Origin of the sequence: Coleofasciculaceae cyanobacterium (genome assembly GCA_036703275.1) — a bacterium.
In the GTDB taxonomy this organism is placed as follows: Bacteria; Cyanobacteriota; Cyanobacteriia; order Cyanobacteriales; family Xenococcaceae; genus Waterburya.
This window is the reverse complement of the sequence record DATNPK010000076.1, coordinates 164,656-184,250: the sequence shown is the minus strand read 5'-3', so window position 1 is coordinate 184,250 and position 19,595 is coordinate 164,656. Positions and strand designations below refer to the sequence as shown.

Below are 19,595 nucleotides of genomic sequence, written 5' to 3'. Positions count from 1 at the left end.
TGATGATTCTACTTTAAAAAAGTATTTGGTTTTAAAAATTTCTAGTATTAAAAGAAAAAATCGCATTGCTTGTCAAATCTTCTCGTCTACCATTAAGACGCGATCGCGTATCCGAGCGAAATCACCCAGCAAAAGGAAGATTTTGCCCCAAATTGCCAGATCGAGCATCGACAATAGGGACGTTTAATTCCAAGGCACAAGGAACAATATAATATCTGCTTTAGAATCTTTGACTAAAGGCGCAATTAACTGAGGTGTACGATCTTCAATTCCTGCCATAGATAAGCCATACATATACACCGCTCCGCGCAAATGCCTTTGCCATGGTAAATCCGACTCTTTCGCTACTACCTGCAATTAAAATTTTTCGACTATTGAATTGCTTCATTCGTTATTTTTTCCTCAACGTTAAGTTTAGAAGCAAATTCGCCTCAATTATCGAGCGACCTGACCGCAAAAATAATGATCGCTCAATTTAATCGCATAAAATAAGCGGTTTATACATAGTTGTATTTAATTAGTTATTTGGTGGCAGGTGGTGATTGACTTAAGTTCATTCACTGCTTTTAGACAAATTGACAATTTCACAGTAAATGGACACAACACAACGTATTGCACGTATGAGTCGATAATTGGCAATGTTTAAAACCTTTGAATAGCCATCTTGCCAGAATTTTTACATTTAAAAGTTTTAAGCGATCGACAAAAGAGTCAAAAATAATAGTTTTTATTACAAACTGATTTTTTTGATGATTGTAGTCACTTTTGAACTTATACGTCCAGTTTAAAAAAAACAGATCCGAAAAAGTGTTTAGCAGTGTCATTCTGTCGAATTGCTGTTTCTAGATATTTGCTGCATTTACTATCTGAAGATTTTAGAAAATGTTCTACAAAAAAGGTATCCCAGTAACTAGATTTGATCGCGATAACAGTATTGCTTCAGCTAAAAACAAATTTGGTTCTCATACTAAAGACAAAAATAATCGGTTGGATAATTTAACCGCCCAAATTTTAAATAACAGTTTTAATTATACCGAAGGTATACATCCTAGACTATTTTGCCGTCGTTGGTTTGGTTTATCTGCCATAAATGCAAACGGCAGACCTCGTTTTACGGAAGGACAGATTTTAGCCATGGAGTCAGAACATGGTTATCGAGAGAAATGTATTCGCTTAATTGCCAAAATTTTAAAAATTAAGCCCAATACGATTCAGCGTTGGGGAAAAGGTGTTGTATTTGACAAAATTCCTGTCGATAAAAAACAAAAATATGAAATTTATTTAAGCTATGTGGATGCAATAAGAGTCATAACTATGAGCCTGGAAGAATTAGATGAAGCTTCCTTATTGAAGATGTTGCAGGAATTAGAAACAAGATAATTGGATAGAATCTGAAAATTAAAAACTGTATGCCATACATAAAAACATTGAGTCCATCGAGGCTGGAATTATAAAATTCAAACCTAGTACGAATAGACAGTAAACAATAATTACTCTACTAATCCGATCGAGATTAAAGGGTAAAGACAAAGACTCATAATGCGATCTAATTACAACAAAAACATCATAAAAATTAATCAAGGAGTAAACGATGGTTGATATTAATGAACTACAGAATTTAGGATTGAGTCCTAGCGAGATTAATAGAGTTGATGAACTTGAGAACTCTCTTGTAGATATAGAATCTTCCAAAACAGCTAATTCTGCTAATAGGTTTTCAGTTACACAAACTACTGAGCAAGGAGTTGACGTACTCGGTAAGCCTACTGGTGTGTTTTCGCCCGCACAAAGTCCAGGGGATACAGTTAATGAAATCAGTGGCACTTCTAATGACGATGATATTGTCGGTACTGATTTTGCAGATAACATTTCTGCTCGTGGAGGAGACGATCTCGTTTCGGCTCGTCTGGGCAATGATACGATCGACGGTGGCTCAGGAGATGACGATCTTGCTGGACAGGGTGGAAATGATGTAATTATTGGCGGACGCGGAAGCGATGTCATTTTTGGGGATAGTCGCTTGAGTGATGACCCATCCGAAAGCTTTTTTGGCAATGACAGTATTTCTGGCGGAGGCGACAGAGACATTATCTTTAGCGGTTTAGGAAACGACACCCTCCGCGGCAATTCTGGAAAGGATGTCCTTAGTGGAGGCGACGACAACGACTCAATTGGTGGTGGCGCAGATAAAGATAAGATCGCTGGCGGCGAGGGCAATGATACTCTCGATGGTGAAGTTGGCAATGATTTCGTCTATGGTGAAGACGGGGACGATAGAGTTTTCGGTGGTAATGGTGACGACCTCCTCTACGGCGATCGCAGGGACTCATCAAGTAATGCAATTGGGAGTGACACTATCAATGGTGGTTCGGGTAGCGATCGCCTGATTGGTGGTGCTGACAGCGACTCTCTTAATGGTGGTTCGGGTAGCGATCGCCTGATTGGAGTAGAAGATTTTCAGATCCAGTTTGATTTTGGTGCTGACACCATCGACACTTTGACAGGTGGTTCAGGTCGCGACACCTTCGTACTTGGAGGCACTAACGAGAATGGTGAGGAAGTTGTTTTCTATGATGACGGCAACCCACAGCAACAAGGCACTGATGATTACGCTTTAATAACCGACTTTGCTTTTGGCGATACGTTTGATGCCGTTGGCTCATCGAGTGACTATACTTTTGGTGCTTCTCCCGCAGGTGAACCTTCTGGCATAGGAATCTATTCTGAGCAAGGGAAAGTCGATGAACTTATCGCCATTGTACAATCTTCGTTGTTTGGCTCGGCTTCTAGCAGTACAGTCAATTCCCAAGGCTTACCGTCTGTAGATACCTTCGACTTATCTGTAAATGATTTAAACCTCATTCAAAGTGGATTTGAATTTCAATCTTAATCTAGTACCCAAACGAGATACTTGCAAAAATAATCAGGAGTAGAAATATGACAGTAGATTTAAAGACATCTTTTGGAGAGATTCTCGAAACACCCAGCATCTTTCCTACACAAGAGGGCGAAGTAGAGGTAATTATTACCAATCAGGGTGACAGTACCTTTACTGGTTCGGCAGATCTGGCTCTTTATGCTTCAACCAATTCAAAGCTGGAAAAGAAAGATCTTAATATCAATGAAAAGGGTTCTCTCGACAAACTTGACGGACAAGATGAAGTTCTGACGGGTCAAAGTAGTAACGATACCATCGGCACGATAACCGTCGACGATCTTAACCTAGCCCCTGGAGAATCGGCAACGGTAAATCTAGACTTTTCCTCTTCAGATTTACGTACACCCAGTGTTGTAGCTCCTGGAGCCTACTATTTAATATCTGAGGTCGACCCAAATAACACCATTCCAGAGAGCAAGGATGGAAACAACAAAGCCAAACAGTTTATTTCCACCGACGGCAGCAACGTCGTACAGGATTGGAACTCAGTATTTTTGAATGCTGTACAAGCTTCTGGAGCAGACTCCTACGGATTTACTAGCCCTGATGCTAGTGGTGGAGATGGAACAATTCCCCCAGTAGTCCCACGTAACGGCGCACTTCTACACACAGCGATTTTTGACACCGCCGTTGCTTTCGAGGGAGGATTTGAACCTTTCGCGGTAGATAAGCTGGCACCAGGTGGAGCATCTGTAGAAGCAGCAGTAGTAGGAGCAGCATTTACGATCCTTTCTTCAAAAGAAGTATATTCAGAACAAACGCCTGACTTTATCGCCCAAAAAAAGCGTTCTCTTGCCGAAATAGGCGCTTCCAATGCAGAAAAGACCAAAGGTTTTGAATTTGGAGTTGAAGTCGCTAAAGAACTCATAGAGTTAAGAGATACCGACTTTACTACACCGCCAGGCGAAGTGTTTGAGCCGACTAATAAACCAGGCGCGTGGAGACCGATTATTACTGTCAATGGTGAGGTTGTGGAACAAACTCCACTAGGACCCCAGTTTGAGAGCGTTCCTCCCTTTTTTATCCCCAGTACCCAGCAGTTTCGCCCCGATGGTCCTCCACAATTTGGTAGCCCTAAATTTGCTAGGGAAACGGAAGACGTTCGCATGAAAGGTGGATTAAAGGACACTGATGTTACTAATATTACTCGCACCGGCGAAGAGACTGAAATCGCTCAATTTTGGTCTCTCGATCGCACAGATACCTTCAGACCTCCTGGACACTGGAATCTAATTGCTCAAGAAGCAATTCTCCAAAATCAAAAAAATGGTGAAGAGTTGTCGCTCATAGATACGGCTCGTTTGTTTGCACAGCTAAATATTGCTCTGACTGATGCTGGTGTAGTTTCTTGGGATTCTAAGTTTGACTTCGATCAACCACGCCCAGAACAAACTATCAATGCCGACCCCAGAAATCAAATAATTCCTCAACCTGGTTTTGGTTATGAAAACATAGATGGCAACCCAATCTCGAAGCAAGACCCCGATTGGGATCCATTAATTGGTACTCCAGCATTTCCCGATTACACTTCAGGACACGCTACATTCGGTGGAGCAGCATCTAAAGTCCTCGAATCTTTCTTTGGTGACGACTTTGGCTTTGAGATTACGTCGCAAGACATACCAGGTCTGGCTCGCTCTTTTGATAGCTTCTCCCAAGCAGCAGCAGAGAATGGCGATAGTCGCGTCTTTGGCGGAATTCATATAAACTCGTCTTCCATTGAAGGCTTAGAATCAGGAGAAAATATCGGTCAATTCGTGGTTGATAATGCTTTAACTCCAACAGATCTAATCTGATAGATTAATGGGCAGTACCAGTAGCTTTGAACTAGCTGCTAGGGAAAAAGCCAATAGCCGAGAACTCGGGGGGGTTCACGTAGAAATATCTAACTTAGTGGCGTTGCTACAGGTTTAGAAGTAGGTGACTTCTTAAATGAATCGGATATTTTTGGATAGAAAATCGCTATTGCGGTTAGTCAGAGTCCTATCTTCAGATTGTGTTACTAGGATATCGGTTCGATTGCTATGGGCGATCGCCGATTTCCTGCATTAGATCGTGTTCGGTTGAATGGTTGAATATGCTGGCAGATAAGAACTCCGTGAGAGCTGATGAAGGCTTCTACATTTGATGGTTAGGGTGACGAGGAAGATAGTATCGCTTCGCTTGAGTAGACGAGCGATCTGCTAACGTTTCGCTAGCTAACGTTTAATACAAGCTTTTGAAACCTTATAAGACATGACATCAGGAACGGACGAGGTAGCAAGTGAGATCTTGTCGGTGTTTCAGGTTATCTAAATGGTGTTTTGACTTATGCCTAAGTTTACTAAAGAACAAAAGATTTTTTTAGCTACTTTTATTAAACAATCAAGGTATTTATCATGATCGAGCGAATTTCTGAAGCAAAAATGCGCTTAATAAGATGGGTGCTGGTAATTGCTTGGTTCATCCTAATTGTCTCACTGTTTTATGACCCGATCTCTCACCATCTAAGCGATCCCCATAATTTGTCTAGTCCTTTTGGCGATCGCACGATCGCTCTTGCCAGTATACCAGCTCGATGCGTTAGAGTTCAGGGAGAGTGTTTAGTTGAAACCCCTTATCCTATGGGAACTAGGTTATTTTGGGGTATGATTGTTCCTAGTGCGATCGCGATTGTCTTTGTCTTGGGTCACGAAACTTGGCGACGCATTTGTCCTCTTTACTTTCTGTCTCAAATTCCCCGAGCATTGGGATTAAAACCGAGATTGAGGATTAACAACAATCTTTGGCTGGTTCGTAACCATTTATACGTGCAGTTTGCCTTACTGTTTATCGGTCTAAATTTTCGGATTCTTCTGATTAATTCAGCCCGGATGGTTTTTGGTTGCTTTTTACTCTTGACTATATTCTCAGCCATAACAGTAGTCTTTCTCTACGGTGGTCGTAGCTGGTGTCATTATGTTTGTCCCTTTGGTATCGTGCAAATAGTATTTACAGGACCTAGAGGATTGTTTGATAGCGAGGCACATAAAGCACCACCAAGAAGCATAACTCAGTCGATGTGCCGAACCATCGATCGTACTGGACGAGAAAAAATTGCCTGTACTAACTGTAAGTCTGCCTGTCTTGATATTGATGCTGAGAGGTCTTACTGGAAGTATTTAACCCAACCTGGTCGTAAGCTTGTTCAATATGGTTATTTGGGCTTAGTCAGTGGATATTTCGGTTATTACTACCTATATGCTGGAAATTTTAACTATTATTTTTCTGGTGCTTGGACTCACGAAGAAAACCTGTTAGCAACCATCTTGAAACCAGGCTTCTACTTATTCAATCGGTCTGTTCCCATTCCCAAACTAGTAGCAGTTCCTCTCACCTTGGTTTTGTTTATCTGGGTATGCTGGCTAGTCTGCATCAGAAGTGAAAGAGCTTTATTTTCCTATTTGAGACGACGCCATCCCAAGAGCGATCGGCAACAGGCTGTACACCGAAGCTTTTCTGTTTGCACTTTTATCGCCTTTAATACTTTTTTTATCTATGGTGGTCGTCCAGAAATTTTGCGTTTACCTTTAGTGGTACAACAAGTCTTTAATGCTTTGATTATTCTGGTTAGTACTGTTTGGCTTTATCGAACCTGGGGGCGTAGTTTCCAAAAGTATAATAAGGAAGGTTTCGCACATAAATTACGCCGTCAACTAAAAAAACTGTCTTTTGACTTTTCTGGGTTGTTATCAGGACGTTCCTTAGATGAGTTAAATGCCGATGAGCTATACGTTTTAGCTTCAGCAATACCTAATGCTACGCGACAAGACCACTATCGAGTTTACAAAGAAATACTACAAGAAGCTTTGTCAGAAAAACTTTTTGAGCCAAATATCAGTAGGGAAGCTTTAGGACAACTTCGCGACAAGCTACAGCTAGAAGAAGAGGAACACGATCGCATTTTGCTAGAAATTATTCTTGAGCAACCAAATTTGTTAAATCCAGTAATTTAATTGAAAAACAAATTCGGCGTTGCATCTTTATGGAATGATATAAGATTAATGCCAAGTCAGATAGAAAGCCAATCTTATACCGTTTCTCAAAAGTAATAAGAGACTTAGTTGAAGTAAAAAAGTCAAATCAGTGTAAATTTGCTAACTTCTTACTGCTGTATCGCTTTACTTGTCAAATCTTCCCGTCCAGCTTCAGTTAAAGCGCGATCGCGTATCCGACAGGAATCACACATACCACAGGGAATTTCATCACCTTGATAGCAAGACCAAGTATCGGCAATGGGGACGTTTAATTTTAAGGCGCGACGGACAATATCTGCTTTAGAATCTTGAACCAATGGTGCGATTAACTGGGGTGCATTTCCTTCAACTCCTACTTTAGAAGCAAGATTGGCTAACTGCTGATAGGCTGCGAGATATTCGGGGCGACAGTCGGGATAGCCAGAATAATCTACGGCGTTGATGCCGAGATAAATCGCCTGAGCATTTTTGGCTTCAGCTAAAGAAAGAGCGATCGCAATAAAAACTGTGTTGCGTCCAGGTACGTAAGTAGAAGGAATCACATCAGACTGAATACCATCAATCGGAATAGTCATTGATTCATCTGTGAGCGAAGATCCACCCCATGCGGATAAATTAATCTCAGTCACAAAATGTTCTTTAATTCCTAGTGTTTTGGCAATTTTCTGCGCAGCTACCAATTCTTTTTGATGTCGTTGACCATACTGAAAAGAAAGAGCCATAACTTCATATCCTTCAGCAATGGCAATGGCTGCGGTGGTGGCGGAATCTAAACCTCCAGAAAGCAAGACTATTGCTTTGTTCATAATTTTAGATCATTCAGATTTAATAGCTAAAAGCTATCCTAAAGGATTAGCTTCGCGTCATAGCTAAAAGCTTTAGAATTATACTTAGCTTAAGGTAATTTACACATATTTATTTTATTGAATGTCTTTAGTCCAGGGAGAAACCATAGTAGCGATCGCCACTGCCGTTATACCACAACAGGGTAGCGTAGGTATTGTTCGCCTATCAGGAGCAAAATCTCTGGCGATCGCTAAAACCTTATTTCACTCCCCAGGCAAGCAAGAATGGTCGACTCATCGCATTCTTTACGGTTATATTCGCCATCCCGTAACTAAACAGTTGGTAGACGAGGCATTGTTACTAGTAATGCTGCAACCTCGTTCCTTTACCCGCGAAGACGTAGTAGAATTTCACTGTCATGGCGGAATTATTGCCGTTCAATCAGTTTTGCAGCTGTGCGTTGCTCAAGGGGCAAGATTAGCTCAACCAGGAGAGTTTACCTTACGTGCTTTTCTCAACGGCAGGATCGATCTGACTCAAGCTGAAAGCATCGCCGAACTGGTTTCGGCTCAATCAAAAGCAGCCGCAGAAGTAGCTCTGGCGGGTTTACAGGGTAAACTAGGTACTCCCATTCGCGATCTCAGAATAGCTTGCTTGGATATCCTCGCCGAAGTCGAAGCGAGAATTGATTTTGCCGACGATCTGCCACCTCTAAATGAAGCAGAAATTGAACAGCAGCTAAAGACTGTGTTAATTCAGGTTAAAAATATCTTAGCTACGGCAGAACAAGGAGAGTTACTTAGAAATGGTTTAAAGATTGCGATTGTGGGCTGTCCCAATGTGGGCAAGTCGAGCTTACTTAATTCTTGGAGTAAAAGCGATCGCGCTATAGTAACCGAGCTTCCTGGGACAACTCGCGATGTAATCGAGTCTACTTTGGTAGTGGGCGGAATTCCTGTAAAGGTTTTAGATACGGCAGGAATTAGAGATACTGCTGATACCGTAGAAAAGCTAGGTGTAGAGCGATCGCGTAACGCTGCTGCTGTTGCGGATTTGATCTTATTAACTATTGATGCTTCCCTCGGTTGGACGACAGCAGACTCAGAAATATATCAACAGGTAAAAAATCGACCGCTAATTCTCGTAATCAATAAAGCCGATCTAGCTTCGCCCCAGTCTGTAAAATATCCAGAAGAGATCGAACAAACAGTTGATACTAGTGCAGCTAATCATCAAGGAATTGAAAAGTTAGAAACGGCAATTTTAACTCTAGCTAGCCAAGGAGCGGTAGTTGCTGCCAATTCTGAGGTAGCAGTCAATCAAAGACAGGCATCAGCTTTAACTAGGGCGAGAGTTGCTTTAGAACAAGTCCAAGAAACTGTCGCCAACCAACTGCCGTTAGATTTTTGGACAATTGATCTTAGAGGAGCAATTCAGGCATTGGGAGAGATTACGGGAGAAGAAGTTACTGAATCAGTTTTAGACAGAATTTTTAGCCGCTTTTGTCTGGGAAAATAATCGGTAGTTATCATACTAAATCCGATTGATAAAGTACTCTTGACTTAAAGTAGCTATAACTCTTCTGATGTTATCCCCTTGTCCTAAAGGACGACGCGAAGCGGTATCCTTTAGGACGGCGGAGTAATCATGTGACTTACCTAACCTTAAAGTGCTCTATTCAAACAGGATTTAGTATCAGTACTCTTATCTGCCTTTACCTAAAACTACTACTCCTAGGGTTTTAAAAGCGATCGACAAATCTAGAAAGAGGGAATAATTTTTGATGTAGTAAAGGTCATAAGCTACTTTTTGATAGGCATCTTCTACAGAAGCACCGTAAGGATAACAAACCTGCGCCCATCCAGTAATCCCTGGTTTAACCAAATAGCGCACATCATAATAGGGAATCTCTTCTCTTAGCTGAAGATCGAACTCAGGGCGTTCTGGGCGAGGGCCAACTAAACTCATTTCTCCTTTGAAAATATTCCATAGTTGAGGCAGTTCGTCAATTCTAGTTAGCCGAATAAAAGAACCAATTGGAGTAACTCGAGGATCTTTTTTCTTTGCCCACTGAATGCCTTTTGCTTCGGCGTTTTGGTACATAGAGCGAAACTTATGTACGCGAAATTTCTTACCATTTAGACCCGTTCTTACTTGAGAATAGAAGATTGGCCCTTTACTGCTCAACTTGATGGCGAGCGCTATGGGAACTGTGATCGGCAAAGATAAAATTAGCAATACCGTTGCTGCCAAAATATCAACTGCCTGTTTCAGCTTGGCTTTAATCCGATTGTGTAAGATATTAAATCCAGAAGTAAAGGCAAACCAGTCATCTTGAATATAAGCTGGCGGGATCTGTTGCCAAAACTGTTCGCAAAAGTCGGCTATGCTGTACACATAAATCCCTTTAAGCCTCATGTCCATTAGCTCTCGGATCATTTGCTGAGATAAGTTACGCTCCGCACCATCAATTAAAATTCCCGACCAATATTGCTGATTCCAGGTTGAGTTGTGCTGATCTATGGTGTCTAAGATCATTGGCTTACCACTAGTTATTTCGCCTCTATTATTTGACTTGCCACCTGCAAAACAATCCGAAAAAGAAACAAATTCAGTCCGAGAATTTAATTTACGGTGTTCCTTGCCAAACTTTACAACTTTTTGGTAGTCACCTAAAACTAAAAATCGACTGCTTTGCTGATTTATTTTAAGCCATCGATCTGCAATCATTCTGCTAGTGACAGCCCAAATTGAAAACAAGCTGACGCTGATCGCTAATACTCCTCTACCTACTATCGGTTCGCTACCCCACAGTCCAGTAAGATAAACACCGCAGGTAACTGCCGTAACTGTTGCTAAAATACCTAATATGGCTCTTTCTGAGAGGCGAACACCAGAAACTTCCCTGTTGAGTTTATATGTATCGGTTAAATATAAGCCAAACAGATACATCGCGATTAGAGCATATAAAACCGGGGTTTGAAAATCTAAGGATTGAGATAGACGTAGCTTTAAAGCTAAATTGAAGCACAATACCAATCCAACAATGTCGCCAATGATTAGCAGCCAGACAATAATCATCCGAGAAGTGCGACTATACATTAGCAGAGTCGACAAGTATTTCGACGGTCGCTTACTGTAAAACATTTGGTTAGAGGATTATTTAGGTTCACGGGATTTTATAATTAAAATTAATATTACAGGATAAACCGTAGATTTACCGATCAAATCTTGCTATTTTTACTTTTGTAAACCGTAATTTTACTACTAATAATAAAATTAAAATTTTGTTGCCAAATAACCATTAAAGATAGCTAGGAAAAACTTTAAAATTACAATATGCACTGCATCAAAAAATAACCTAAAAATTATTTTAGATCCTCTAAAATAAATAATAAATATCTAATATCAGTCTTAAGACTGACGACTATTAAAAAAATGATTCAAATTTAAATTTAATATTCTTAGGTTGTTCGATGATTTATAATCAAATATTATTTTAAAACTTAGGACATATAAGTATTGCTAAAAGAAGACCGATATTGACCATAAAACTGCCAGCTTTGATCGTAAACTAGTGGCGATTAAGCAAATTAAACTACATTTAAACTTGTTTAAGTAGTGGTCAACTAGAAAATTCTTTTAAGCATTTGAGTGCCGAATTATTTTATCTAGTTTTAATTAAAGTGCGTTTAACTAAAGCGATCGCTCTTTGGGTAAGATCAAATAAATTACCTATCTTTTTCTCTGGCGTTACTCTCAATTTCCACCAAATTAACGCATTGTTTAAAAAATATTACAACAAAACTATAGGTAAGAAGTAGTTAGGCGGAATTAAATAGAAAACGTGCTAATGAGTCAATTTTACTTTCACGACGCAGGCATTTTGTACTCATTGCTCAATTCTCTTATCTTATATTTAACTTGCATCTGCATACTTATATTGTTTTTTGACCCAATATGCTTTATAGTATATCGTCTACTACAGTTTTCAGTCTGCTGTTAACAGCTTTAGCTTTTACTTATGGTTGCACAGGCAACTTATTAACTCAACCAGAAATTCTCCCTGGAGGGATCAACAGCAACTCGACAGAAGAATATCCAGCTTACAGTCAAAATGGTCGTTATCTTGCCTTTGCTTCAGATCGTCGTGGGCAAAGAGACCTCTTTCTCTACGACTTAGAATCTAAACAGCTAGTGCCTCTACCCAATCTTAATCGAAGAGATTCAGCTCAAGATCAGCCATCATTGAGCGCAGATGGGCGTTATGTTGCCTATGTTTCAACCGAAAGAGGAAAGACGGACATCTTCGTTTATGATCGCCAACAACAAAAGTCTGAACTTTTAACAGTTAATCTTAAAGGCTCTAATAAACAACCTACAATTAATGGTGATGGCAGTCAAGTAGCTTTTCAAGCCAGTCAGTTAGGACAGTGGAAAATTGTAATTATTAATCGCCAGATAGATAACAATTAGAGAATTTATTTACAATCAAGGTAAGGATATATAAAGAAACTTAAAGAAGCTGAAGATATGAAACGGATTGTCTTGATCGCGGGGTTTGAATCTTTTAATGCCAACCTATATCGTCAAGCTGCACAGATGGCTACAGCCAAGTGTGGGGAGTTGGAAGTTATAGTATTTAGCGATCACGACATCACGACAGATCCTGCTAAGGTAGAAACGGCACTACAGTCTGCCGATGTATTTTTTGGTAGCTTGCTTTTTGATTACGATCAGGTGATGTGGCTGCGAGAAAGAGTGCAAGCTATTCCCATCAGGCTTGTATTTGAGTCAGCTTTAGAGTTAATGAGTTTGACGCAGTTGGGTAAGTTTGTCATTGGTGATCAGCCCAAAGGAATGCCCAAACCTGTTAAATTTATTCTCAGTAAATTTAGTAACAGCCGAGAAGAAGATAAACTCGCTGGTTATCTCAGCTTTTTAAAAACTGGGCCTAAATTACTTAAATATATTCCTGCCAAAAAAGTACAGGATTTACGTAACTGGTTAATTATTTATGGTTACTGGAATGCAGGAGGAACAGAAAATGTCTCCTCTATGTGTTGGACGTTAGCCGAAAAATATTTAGGGTTGGAAGTAGGTGAAATTCCCCAACCAATTGAAACACCCAACATGGGATTATTACATCCCGAATATCATGGTTATTTTACATCGCCACGAGATTATCTGGAATGGTACTGGCAAAGAAGTCAGAAGTTAGAAAACGATTTTTCTAGCAATGGCAAAAACAAAAAAGAATTCAAACCTGTAATTGGAATATTGCTGTATCGCAAACACGTAATTACCAAACAACCATACATTCCTCAGTTAATTAAACATTTTGAATCACAAGGATTGATTCCCCTCCCTGTCTTTATCAACGGTGTAGAAGGTCATGTAGTGGTAAGAGACTGGCTGACGACCGACTACGAACAATCACAACGAGAACAGGGTAACAAAGAAATCCTTTCTTTATCTGAGGATGCAGTTAAAGTCGATGCGATTGTTTCTACTATTGGTTTTCCCTTGGTTGGAGGCCCAGCAGGTTCAATGGAAGCAGGAAGACAAGTAGAAGTAGCAAAAAGAATTCTCACTGCTAAGAATGTACCTTATATAGTTGCTGCACCTCTATTGATTCAAGATATTCATTCTTGGACTCGTCAGGGTATTGGCGGTTTACAGAGTGTGGTGTTATATTCCCTTCCCGAATTAGATGGCGCGATCGATACTGTTCCATTAGGTGGTTTAGTAGGAGAAGATATTTATTTAGTACCTGAAAGACTCCATCGCCTCACAGGTAGAGTTAAAACTTGGATCAATTTACGCCACAAACCCACAGCAGAGAGAAAAATTGCAGTTATTCTCTATGGCTTTCCTCCTGGTTATGGCGCGACAGGTACAGCAGCCTTGTTAAACGTCCCTAAAAGTTTATTAAACTTTCTTCAGGTTTTAAAAGCACAAGGTTATGACGTAGGAGAGTTACCAGAAGATGGTGAAGAAATCATCAAGCAAGTTAAAGAAGCGGATGAGTCCACAGATAAACACGGATTAACAAAGATAGAATCTCATGCTGGAAGTCAAGTTAATGTTCGCACCCTCGAAAAATGGCTTGGTTATTTGCAAACAACCAAAGTTGAGAAACAATGGAAATCCCTTACAGGTACAGGAATTAAAACCTACGGCGATGAATTTCAAATCGGTGGAATTCAATTGGGAAACGTTTGGATAGGAGTACAACCACCTTTAGGAATTGCAGGAGATCCCATGCGGTTGATGTTTGAAAAAGACTTAACTCCCCATCCCCAATACACCGCTTTTTATAAATGGTTGCAAAACGAATATCAAGCCGATGCAGTGGTTCACTTTGGAATGCACGGTACTGTAGAATGGCTTCCAGGTTCACCTTTGGGTAATACTGGTTATTCTTGGTCGGATATTTTATTGGGTGATATTCCTAACCTGTATATCTATGCAGCCAACAATCCTTCAGAATCGATTTTGGCGAAACGTCGGGGTTATGGGGTTTTAGTGTCTCACAATGTTCCTCCTTATGGTCGGGCTGGTTTGTATAAGGAATTAATTGCGCTACGGGAATTAATTGGAGAATATCGAGAAGATACAGAGAAAAATTCTACACTTAGGGATATTATTTGCCAAAAAATTGTCGATACTGGTTTGGAAAAAGACTGTAAGTTTACACAGGGATTGAAACAGGGGATTAGTTTTACGGTTGAAAATGGCAAGCTGTTTAGTAAGAATGTGATTAACCAATATTTTGTGCAGGTGTATGAATATTTGCAAGTATTGGAACAGCGTTTGTTTTCTTCTGGATTACACGTTTTGGGGGACAAGCCTAGTGAAGAAGGTTTGAAGTCGTATTTGGAGGCGTATTTTGATGGGGGGCTATCAAAAGAGGCGATTGATAACATTATTTCACCAAGCAATTTAAATACAAATGGTAGGGGCGAAAGCCTTTCGCCCAAATTAGAAGAAGCAGCAAAAATTAGGGATTTATTGTCGCAGAATACGGATGAGATGACTAATCTGTTAAGAGGTTTGAATGGCGAATATATACCCCCTGCCCCTGGTGGGGATTTGTTACGAGATGGTAGTGGTGTGTTGCCGACTGGGAGGAATATACACGCTTTAGATCCTTATCGAATGCCTTCCCCTGCTGCTTATGAAAGAGGAAAAGAGATTGCCAAGAAAATTATTCAACAGAATTTAAAGGAAAAAGGAACTTATCCTGAAACTGTGGCAGTGATGTTGTGGGGTTTGGATGCGATTAAAACTAAAGGGGAATCTTTAGGCATATTATTGGAATTAGTTGGTGCTGAACCTATTAAAGAAGGTACTGGTAGAATTGTTCGTTATGAGTTGAAACCCGTCGCTGAAGTCGGACATCCTCGCATTGATGTATTGGCAAACTTGTCTGGGATCTTCCGCGATACTTTTGTGAATATTATTGAGTTGTTAGACGATTTATTTCAACGGGCAGCAGAAGCAGAGGAATCGGCAGATGGTAATTATATTCGCAAGCATTATTTAGCTTTAAAAGATCAAGGCGTGGAAAATGCCTCAGCTAGAATGTTTTCTAACCCTGCTGGTGATTTTGGTTCTTTAGTAAACGATCAAGTAGTAGATAGCAACTGGGAATCTGGGGATGAACTTGCCGACACTTGGAAAAACCGCAACGTCTTTAGTTATGGACGCAAGGATAAAGGGCAAGCTAGACCAGAAGTATTATCGCAGCTATTAAAAACCAGTAGTCAAATTATTCAAGAAATTGACTCAGTGGAATATGGTTTAACCGACATCCAAGAATATTATGGCAACACTGGCGGTTTAAAACTGGCTGCGGAAAAGCAAAGTGGCAAGGAAGTGGAAGCCTCGTTTGTAGAAAGTTTTTCTAAGGATACTAACCCTCGCAAGTTAAAAGATTTACTCCGCATGGAATACCGTACTAAGCTACTTAACCCTAAATGGGCGGAAGCTATGGCGGATCAAGGTTCTGGTGGTGCTTACGAAATCTCCCAACGCATGACAGCCTTAATTGGTTGGGGTGGTACAGCTAACTTTAAAGACGATTGGGTATATGACCAAGCTGCCGATACTTATATGTTAGATGCCGAGATGGCTAAAAAGTTACGAGATGCCAATCCTGAAGCCTTCCGTAATATTGTCGCACGGGCGATCGAAGCTCATGGAAGAGGTTTATGGAATGCGGATGAAGAGAAGTTAGAAAAGTTGAGAGAGTTATATGAATCTACAGAGGATGAATTGGAAGGAGTTACGGTTTAAATAGTATTTACATTTTTTCCCTACAATTGTACTACTGGTACAGTATTAAATTTGGAGGTCTAACCCAATCTGATGTCTGAATGGAAATAAGTGTAAAGCTGTTGAGAGTTAAAGATGACTTAGCTGTTGATGCAAAATTGCTGACATTAACAGCTAAACATCTAGATGACTTTGAAACATTCTGGAAAACAAGATTGCAAGCTTCTGAAGAAGAAGATGGAGATTGGAATTGGATTAAAAAAAATCAATTTACCTTATTTTCTTCAGATTATGAAAAATATGTAATTGAATGCGAGCAAATTACTTAAGGATTAATGATGCTAGAGGTAAGTAACTACTACTCTAGAGATAATCCTCAACAAAAAATACTCTATGTTGATTTTTTATCAACAGCCCCTTGGAATCGGATTTCTCTCAAAAATCCTCCAGACTTCAAGGGAGTTGGACCAACTTGATTATTTTTTGCCCAGAAAAGAAGTAGGCAACTAGGATATGAAGGAAGAGTCAGTTTGCACGCACTACCCAAAGCAAAAAACTTTTATAAGAGAAGAGAAATGATAAATTTTGGTGTTGATACAGAAAAAGAGGTTCATGTTGCAAAAAATTCAAACGAACAGAAAAACTTTTTGGCTCACTGATTTTTTAAACGGCAATTCCAAACAGAGAATGAATAAAATCTCTTTGGACTAAAATGTCCCCTTTAGATACATTTTCAATCTGACTCTTACGAAGCCTGGCAAAATACAATACTGTCTTGACTCATCGCGATCGCATTATGACCCAAATGGATCGCTTTATGAATGATTGGGATGCGTGGATTTGTTTTATATCCATAACTCCTGCATTTGCCCATTGTGATTTTGCCAGTTCAATTGAAGTAGATGGCATTAAGCATCGTTATCTTTTAGCTTGTGGTGGTTACACTATGCCTTTAAATTTAACAGGTAGTCCTGTAGTAATTATTCCCATCGGACAAAGTAAGTCAGGATTGCCTATCGGAGTACAAATAGTAGGGAAAAGATGGCGAGACATGGAACTACTGGCGATCGCCAAAAAGCTCGATGAAATAGCTGGCGATTTTCTACATCCAAACTTGTAAATAAAAGTAATTAGATCACCATTAATTAAATTAATTTTCTTGATTTCAAATTATCAATTTAGTTTTAAGGAGTTGGTACTGCCAAATAATTAAGGTAATTGTTTAATAGCTTATTAGTTTTATTCGCACCAGGGATATTACCTTGAGAAACAAACAATTCTTTAGCCCTTTGTAAATTTGAGCGCGCTGCTTTGCTATTTCCCATTTGCATATATATTAGACCCCGATTGCCGTAAGCTTCAGCTAAGTTAGAATCGAGTAATATTGCTTGATTAAAGTCAGCCACAGCTAATTCCAGTTTTCCTTTTTGTTTGTAAAGAGTACCCCGATTAGTATAGTTAGAATTAAGCTTAATTGCTTGATTAAAGTCAGCCACAGCTAATTCGAGTTTTCCTTGCCTGGAATAGGCAGCACCGCGATTACTATAAACTTCAGCATGGTTAGGATTAATTGCGATCGCTTGGTTATAGTCAGCAATAGCTAACTCAAGTTTTCCTTGGTCAAAGTAAATATTACCCCGATTAAAATAAGCGTAAGCATCATTAGGCTCAAGTGCCAAGTATCTTTCTTCATGTTGTTCTGACTTGCTTGGCGTAATAATTGCTAGATAACTTTTATTGGCGATGGTGCTGCCTAATAAAATAACTTTGTCTTCAGAACTTATTTGACTCCATGTTGGTTTAGCGATCGTGGTAGTTAGTACTAAGCTAGTGCTTAGCCAAAAAGAAAATTTCATCAGAATAATTCTCAGCCTCAGTAAATTATTATTGATAATTATTTATGAATTATAAATGTATTTGAAATAGATCACTGAGCTAGAAAGCTTTTGTTAATTTCCATCTTCTTTGAATTGCAAGATGAAAAAATATGGGAAACTTGTTTTACGGCGACAACCGACGATCGAGAGACAAGATAGATGGGGTTATTGGCGATCGCCAATATCATTAACCCAGTAGCTAGCAATCTTCAACATCCAAACTTGTAACTAATAGCTTTTTTGGTTTTCGTTAGAATCAATTTAATAGCAATCAAAACGATAAGGGCGATCGCACTATTAATGAAGCAAATAACAACAGTTAAAAGTACATCTGGTTGGCTGAGAACCATTCGCCAGATAGATTCCATTTTACGTCCTTTGGAATTTTTGGAAAAACGTAATCAGAAGTATGGAGACTTTTATCAGGTAACGTTTAAAAATTCTCCGCCAACGATTGTGACTAGTAATCCAAAGGCGATCGAGGATATTTTTACTGCTTCTCCCGATAAGTTTGAAGTTGGTAGGGGCAATAAAATGTTGAGCTTTCTGGTGGGAGATAATTCTTTATTATTATTAGATGGTAAAGAACATAGAAATCGTCGACGTTTATTGATGCCTCCTTTTCATGGCGAATCTCTGCAAAAATGTAGCGAGCAGATAGTTAATATAACTAACAAAGTTTGCGATCGTCTGGATATTAAAAAGCCTTTTAAAGTTCGTTCGCTAATGCAAGAAATTACGATGAGAGTAATTTTGAGTGTGGTATTTGGTATTGATTCTGGAGAGCGATATGACCGACTACGAGAGTTGTTAACTACACTTTTAGAGACATTTAATAATCCTTTAAATTCAAGCTTGATCTTTTTTCCTTTCTTACAAAAAGACTGGGGTAAATTTAGTCCTTGGGGTAAATTTCTACTGTTACAACAAGAAATTAGAACTTTAATCTATGCAGAAATAAAAGAAAAACGAGAATTATTAGCTTCAGGAAAATTAGAAACTAAAGATATTTTTAGCTTGTTGCTATTAGCAAAAGATGAAAATGGGGCAGGAATGACAGATGAAGAATTACACGATGAATTAATAACTTTGTTGTTTGCTGGACACGAAACAACTGCTTCAGCTTTGGCTTGGCTTTTTTATTGGGTTCATTATATTCCAGAAGTACCAGAAAAATTGCGCTTTGAATTAAATTCTTGGGGAAACAGTTTAGATTACCGAGAAATAAATAATTTAGCTTATTTAAATGCAGTAGTTTTGGAAACACTGCGAATTTATCCCATTGCAGCCGGAACTTTTGCTCGCGTACTTACTAAACCAATGTCCGTCATGGGATACGATCTTGAAGCTAATACTTGGTTAATGATTTCTATCTATTCGCTTCACCATCGAGAAGATTTATATCCCAATTCTAAACAATTTGACCCGCAAAGATTTTTACACAAAGCTTATTCCAGTTACGAATATATTCCTTTTGGTGGCGGAAATCGCCGTTGCATTGGTTCTGCTTTGGCATTACTAGAAATGAAATTAGTAACCATGACAATTTTATCGCGCTTTCAATTAGAATTAATGAGCGATCGCGGAGCTAGCCAAAGGCATCGCCCCATGTTGCCAGTGCGTCGCGGTTTGACTATTGCCCCTCCAGCCTCTTTTAAAATGAAGGTCAAAAGTAGGATTGACTAAATAAAGAAATTGCCATAATGATCGATAAACTTC

The 19,595-nt window shown here is 39.4% G+C and carries 15 protein-coding genes; 11 read left to right on the top strand and 4 right to left on the bottom strand.

Annotated elements, in window-relative coordinates; all coding sequences use genetic code 11:
- Nucleotides 1–183 precede the first annotated feature (183 nt).
- A complete protein-coding gene (locus V6C71_14430) occupies nucleotides 184–357 on the bottom strand; it encodes a hypothetical protein (protein HEY9769672.1) in 174 nt (57 codons plus the stop codon).
- Nucleotides 358–882: 525 nt separating this feature from the next.
- Here V6C71_14430 and V6C71_14425 point away from each other — a divergent pair.
- From V6C71_14425 to V6C71_14410, 4 genes are all read left to right on the top strand, one after another.
- Nucleotides 883–1,380 (top strand): hypothetical protein, encoded by a 498-nt coding sequence (locus V6C71_14425; protein HEY9769671.1) that lies wholly within the window; start codon nucleotides 883–885, stop codon nucleotides 1,378–1,380.
- Nucleotides 1,381–1,591: 211 nt separating this feature from the next.
- Nucleotides 1,592–2,890, top strand: coding sequence for a calcium-binding protein (locus tag V6C71_14420; GenBank protein HEY9769670.1), 1,299 nt, complete (start codon nucleotides 1,592–1,594; stop codon nucleotides 2,888–2,890).
- Nucleotides 2,891–2,937: 47 nt separating this feature from the next.
- Nucleotides 2,938–4,734 carry a CARDB domain-containing protein gene (locus V6C71_14415; GenBank protein ID HEY9769669.1) on the top strand — a complete coding sequence of 599 codons (1,797 nt, stop codon included), beginning with the start codon at nucleotides 2,938–2,940 and terminating at the stop codon, nucleotides 4,732–4,734.
- Between the two features lie 582 nt (nucleotides 4,735–5,316).
- Nucleotides 5,317–6,912, top strand: a complete 1,596-nt coding sequence (locus V6C71_14410) for a 4Fe-4S binding protein (GenBank protein HEY9769668.1) — start codon at nucleotides 5,317–5,319, stop codon at nucleotides 6,910–6,912.
- Between the two features lie 149 nt (nucleotides 6,913–7,061).
- Here the strand turns inward: V6C71_14410 and queC are convergent, their stop codons facing one another.
- The gene (gene queC, locus V6C71_14405; protein ID HEY9769667.1) at nucleotides 7,062–7,739 is read right to left on the bottom strand and encodes a 7-cyano-7-deazaguanine synthase QueC; all 678 of its coding nucleotides are present in this window, start codon (nucleotides 7,737–7,739) and stop codon (nucleotides 7,062–7,064) included.
- Nucleotides 7,740–7,860: 121 nt separating this feature from the next.
- On the opposite strand from queC, the gene mnmE reads away from it, so the two are divergent.
- A complete protein-coding gene (gene mnmE, locus V6C71_14400) occupies nucleotides 7,861–9,237 on the top strand; it encodes a tRNA uridine-5-carboxymethylaminomethyl(34) synthesis GTPase MnmE (protein HEY9769666.1) in 1,377 nt (458 codons plus the stop codon).
- A 186-nt stretch (nucleotides 9,238–9,423) separates the two neighbouring features.
- On the opposite strand, the gene V6C71_14395 is transcribed toward mnmE, so the two are convergent.
- Nucleotides 9,424–10,821, bottom strand: a complete 1,398-nt coding sequence (locus V6C71_14395; protein HEY9769665.1) for a sugar transferase — start codon at nucleotides 10,819–10,821, stop codon at nucleotides 9,424–9,426.
- 858 nt (nucleotides 10,822–11,679) lie between these two features.
- Here V6C71_14395 and V6C71_14390 point away from each other — a divergent pair.
- From V6C71_14390 to V6C71_14370, 5 genes are all read left to right on the top strand, one after another.
- Complete coding sequence (locus V6C71_14390; protein ID HEY9769664.1) at nucleotides 11,680–12,195, top strand: biopolymer transporter; 516 nt, start codon at nucleotides 11,680–11,682, stop codon at nucleotides 12,193–12,195.
- 57 nt (nucleotides 12,196–12,252) lie between these two features.
- Complete coding sequence (bchH, locus tag V6C71_14385) at nucleotides 12,253–16,020, top strand: magnesium chelatase subunit H (protein ID HEY9769663.1); 3,768 nt, start codon at nucleotides 12,253–12,255, stop codon at nucleotides 16,018–16,020.
- An 80-nt stretch (nucleotides 16,021–16,100) separates the two neighbouring features.
- A complete protein-coding gene (locus V6C71_14380; protein ID HEY9769662.1) occupies nucleotides 16,101–16,328 on the top strand; it encodes a hypothetical protein in 228 nt (75 codons plus the stop codon).
- Between the two features lie 6 nt (nucleotides 16,329–16,334).
- Complete coding sequence (locus tag V6C71_14375; GenBank protein HEY9769661.1) at nucleotides 16,335–16,475, top strand: hypothetical protein; 141 nt, start codon at nucleotides 16,335–16,337, stop codon at nucleotides 16,473–16,475.
- A gap of 299 nt (nucleotides 16,476–16,774) precedes the next feature.
- Nucleotides 16,775–17,119, top strand: a complete 345-nt coding sequence (locus tag V6C71_14370) for an amidase family protein (GenBank protein HEY9769660.1) — start codon at nucleotides 16,775–16,777, stop codon at nucleotides 17,117–17,119.
- A 64-nt stretch (nucleotides 17,120–17,183) separates the two neighbouring features.
- Here V6C71_14370 and V6C71_14365 read toward each other — a convergent pair whose 3' ends face one another.
- Nucleotides 17,184–17,855 carry a tetratricopeptide repeat protein gene (locus V6C71_14365; protein ID HEY9769659.1) on the bottom strand — a complete coding sequence of 224 codons (672 nt, stop codon included), beginning with the start codon at nucleotides 17,853–17,855 and terminating at the stop codon, nucleotides 17,184–17,186.
- A 321-nt stretch (nucleotides 17,856–18,176) separates the two neighbouring features.
- Here V6C71_14365 and V6C71_14360 point away from each other — a divergent pair, with 321 nt between their 5' ends.
- Nucleotides 18,177–19,562 carry a cytochrome P450 gene (locus tag V6C71_14360; GenBank protein ID HEY9769658.1) on the top strand — a complete coding sequence of 462 codons (1,386 nt, stop codon included), beginning with the start codon at nucleotides 18,177–18,179 and terminating at the stop codon, nucleotides 19,560–19,562.
- Nucleotides 19,563–19,595 lie beyond the last annotated feature (33 nt).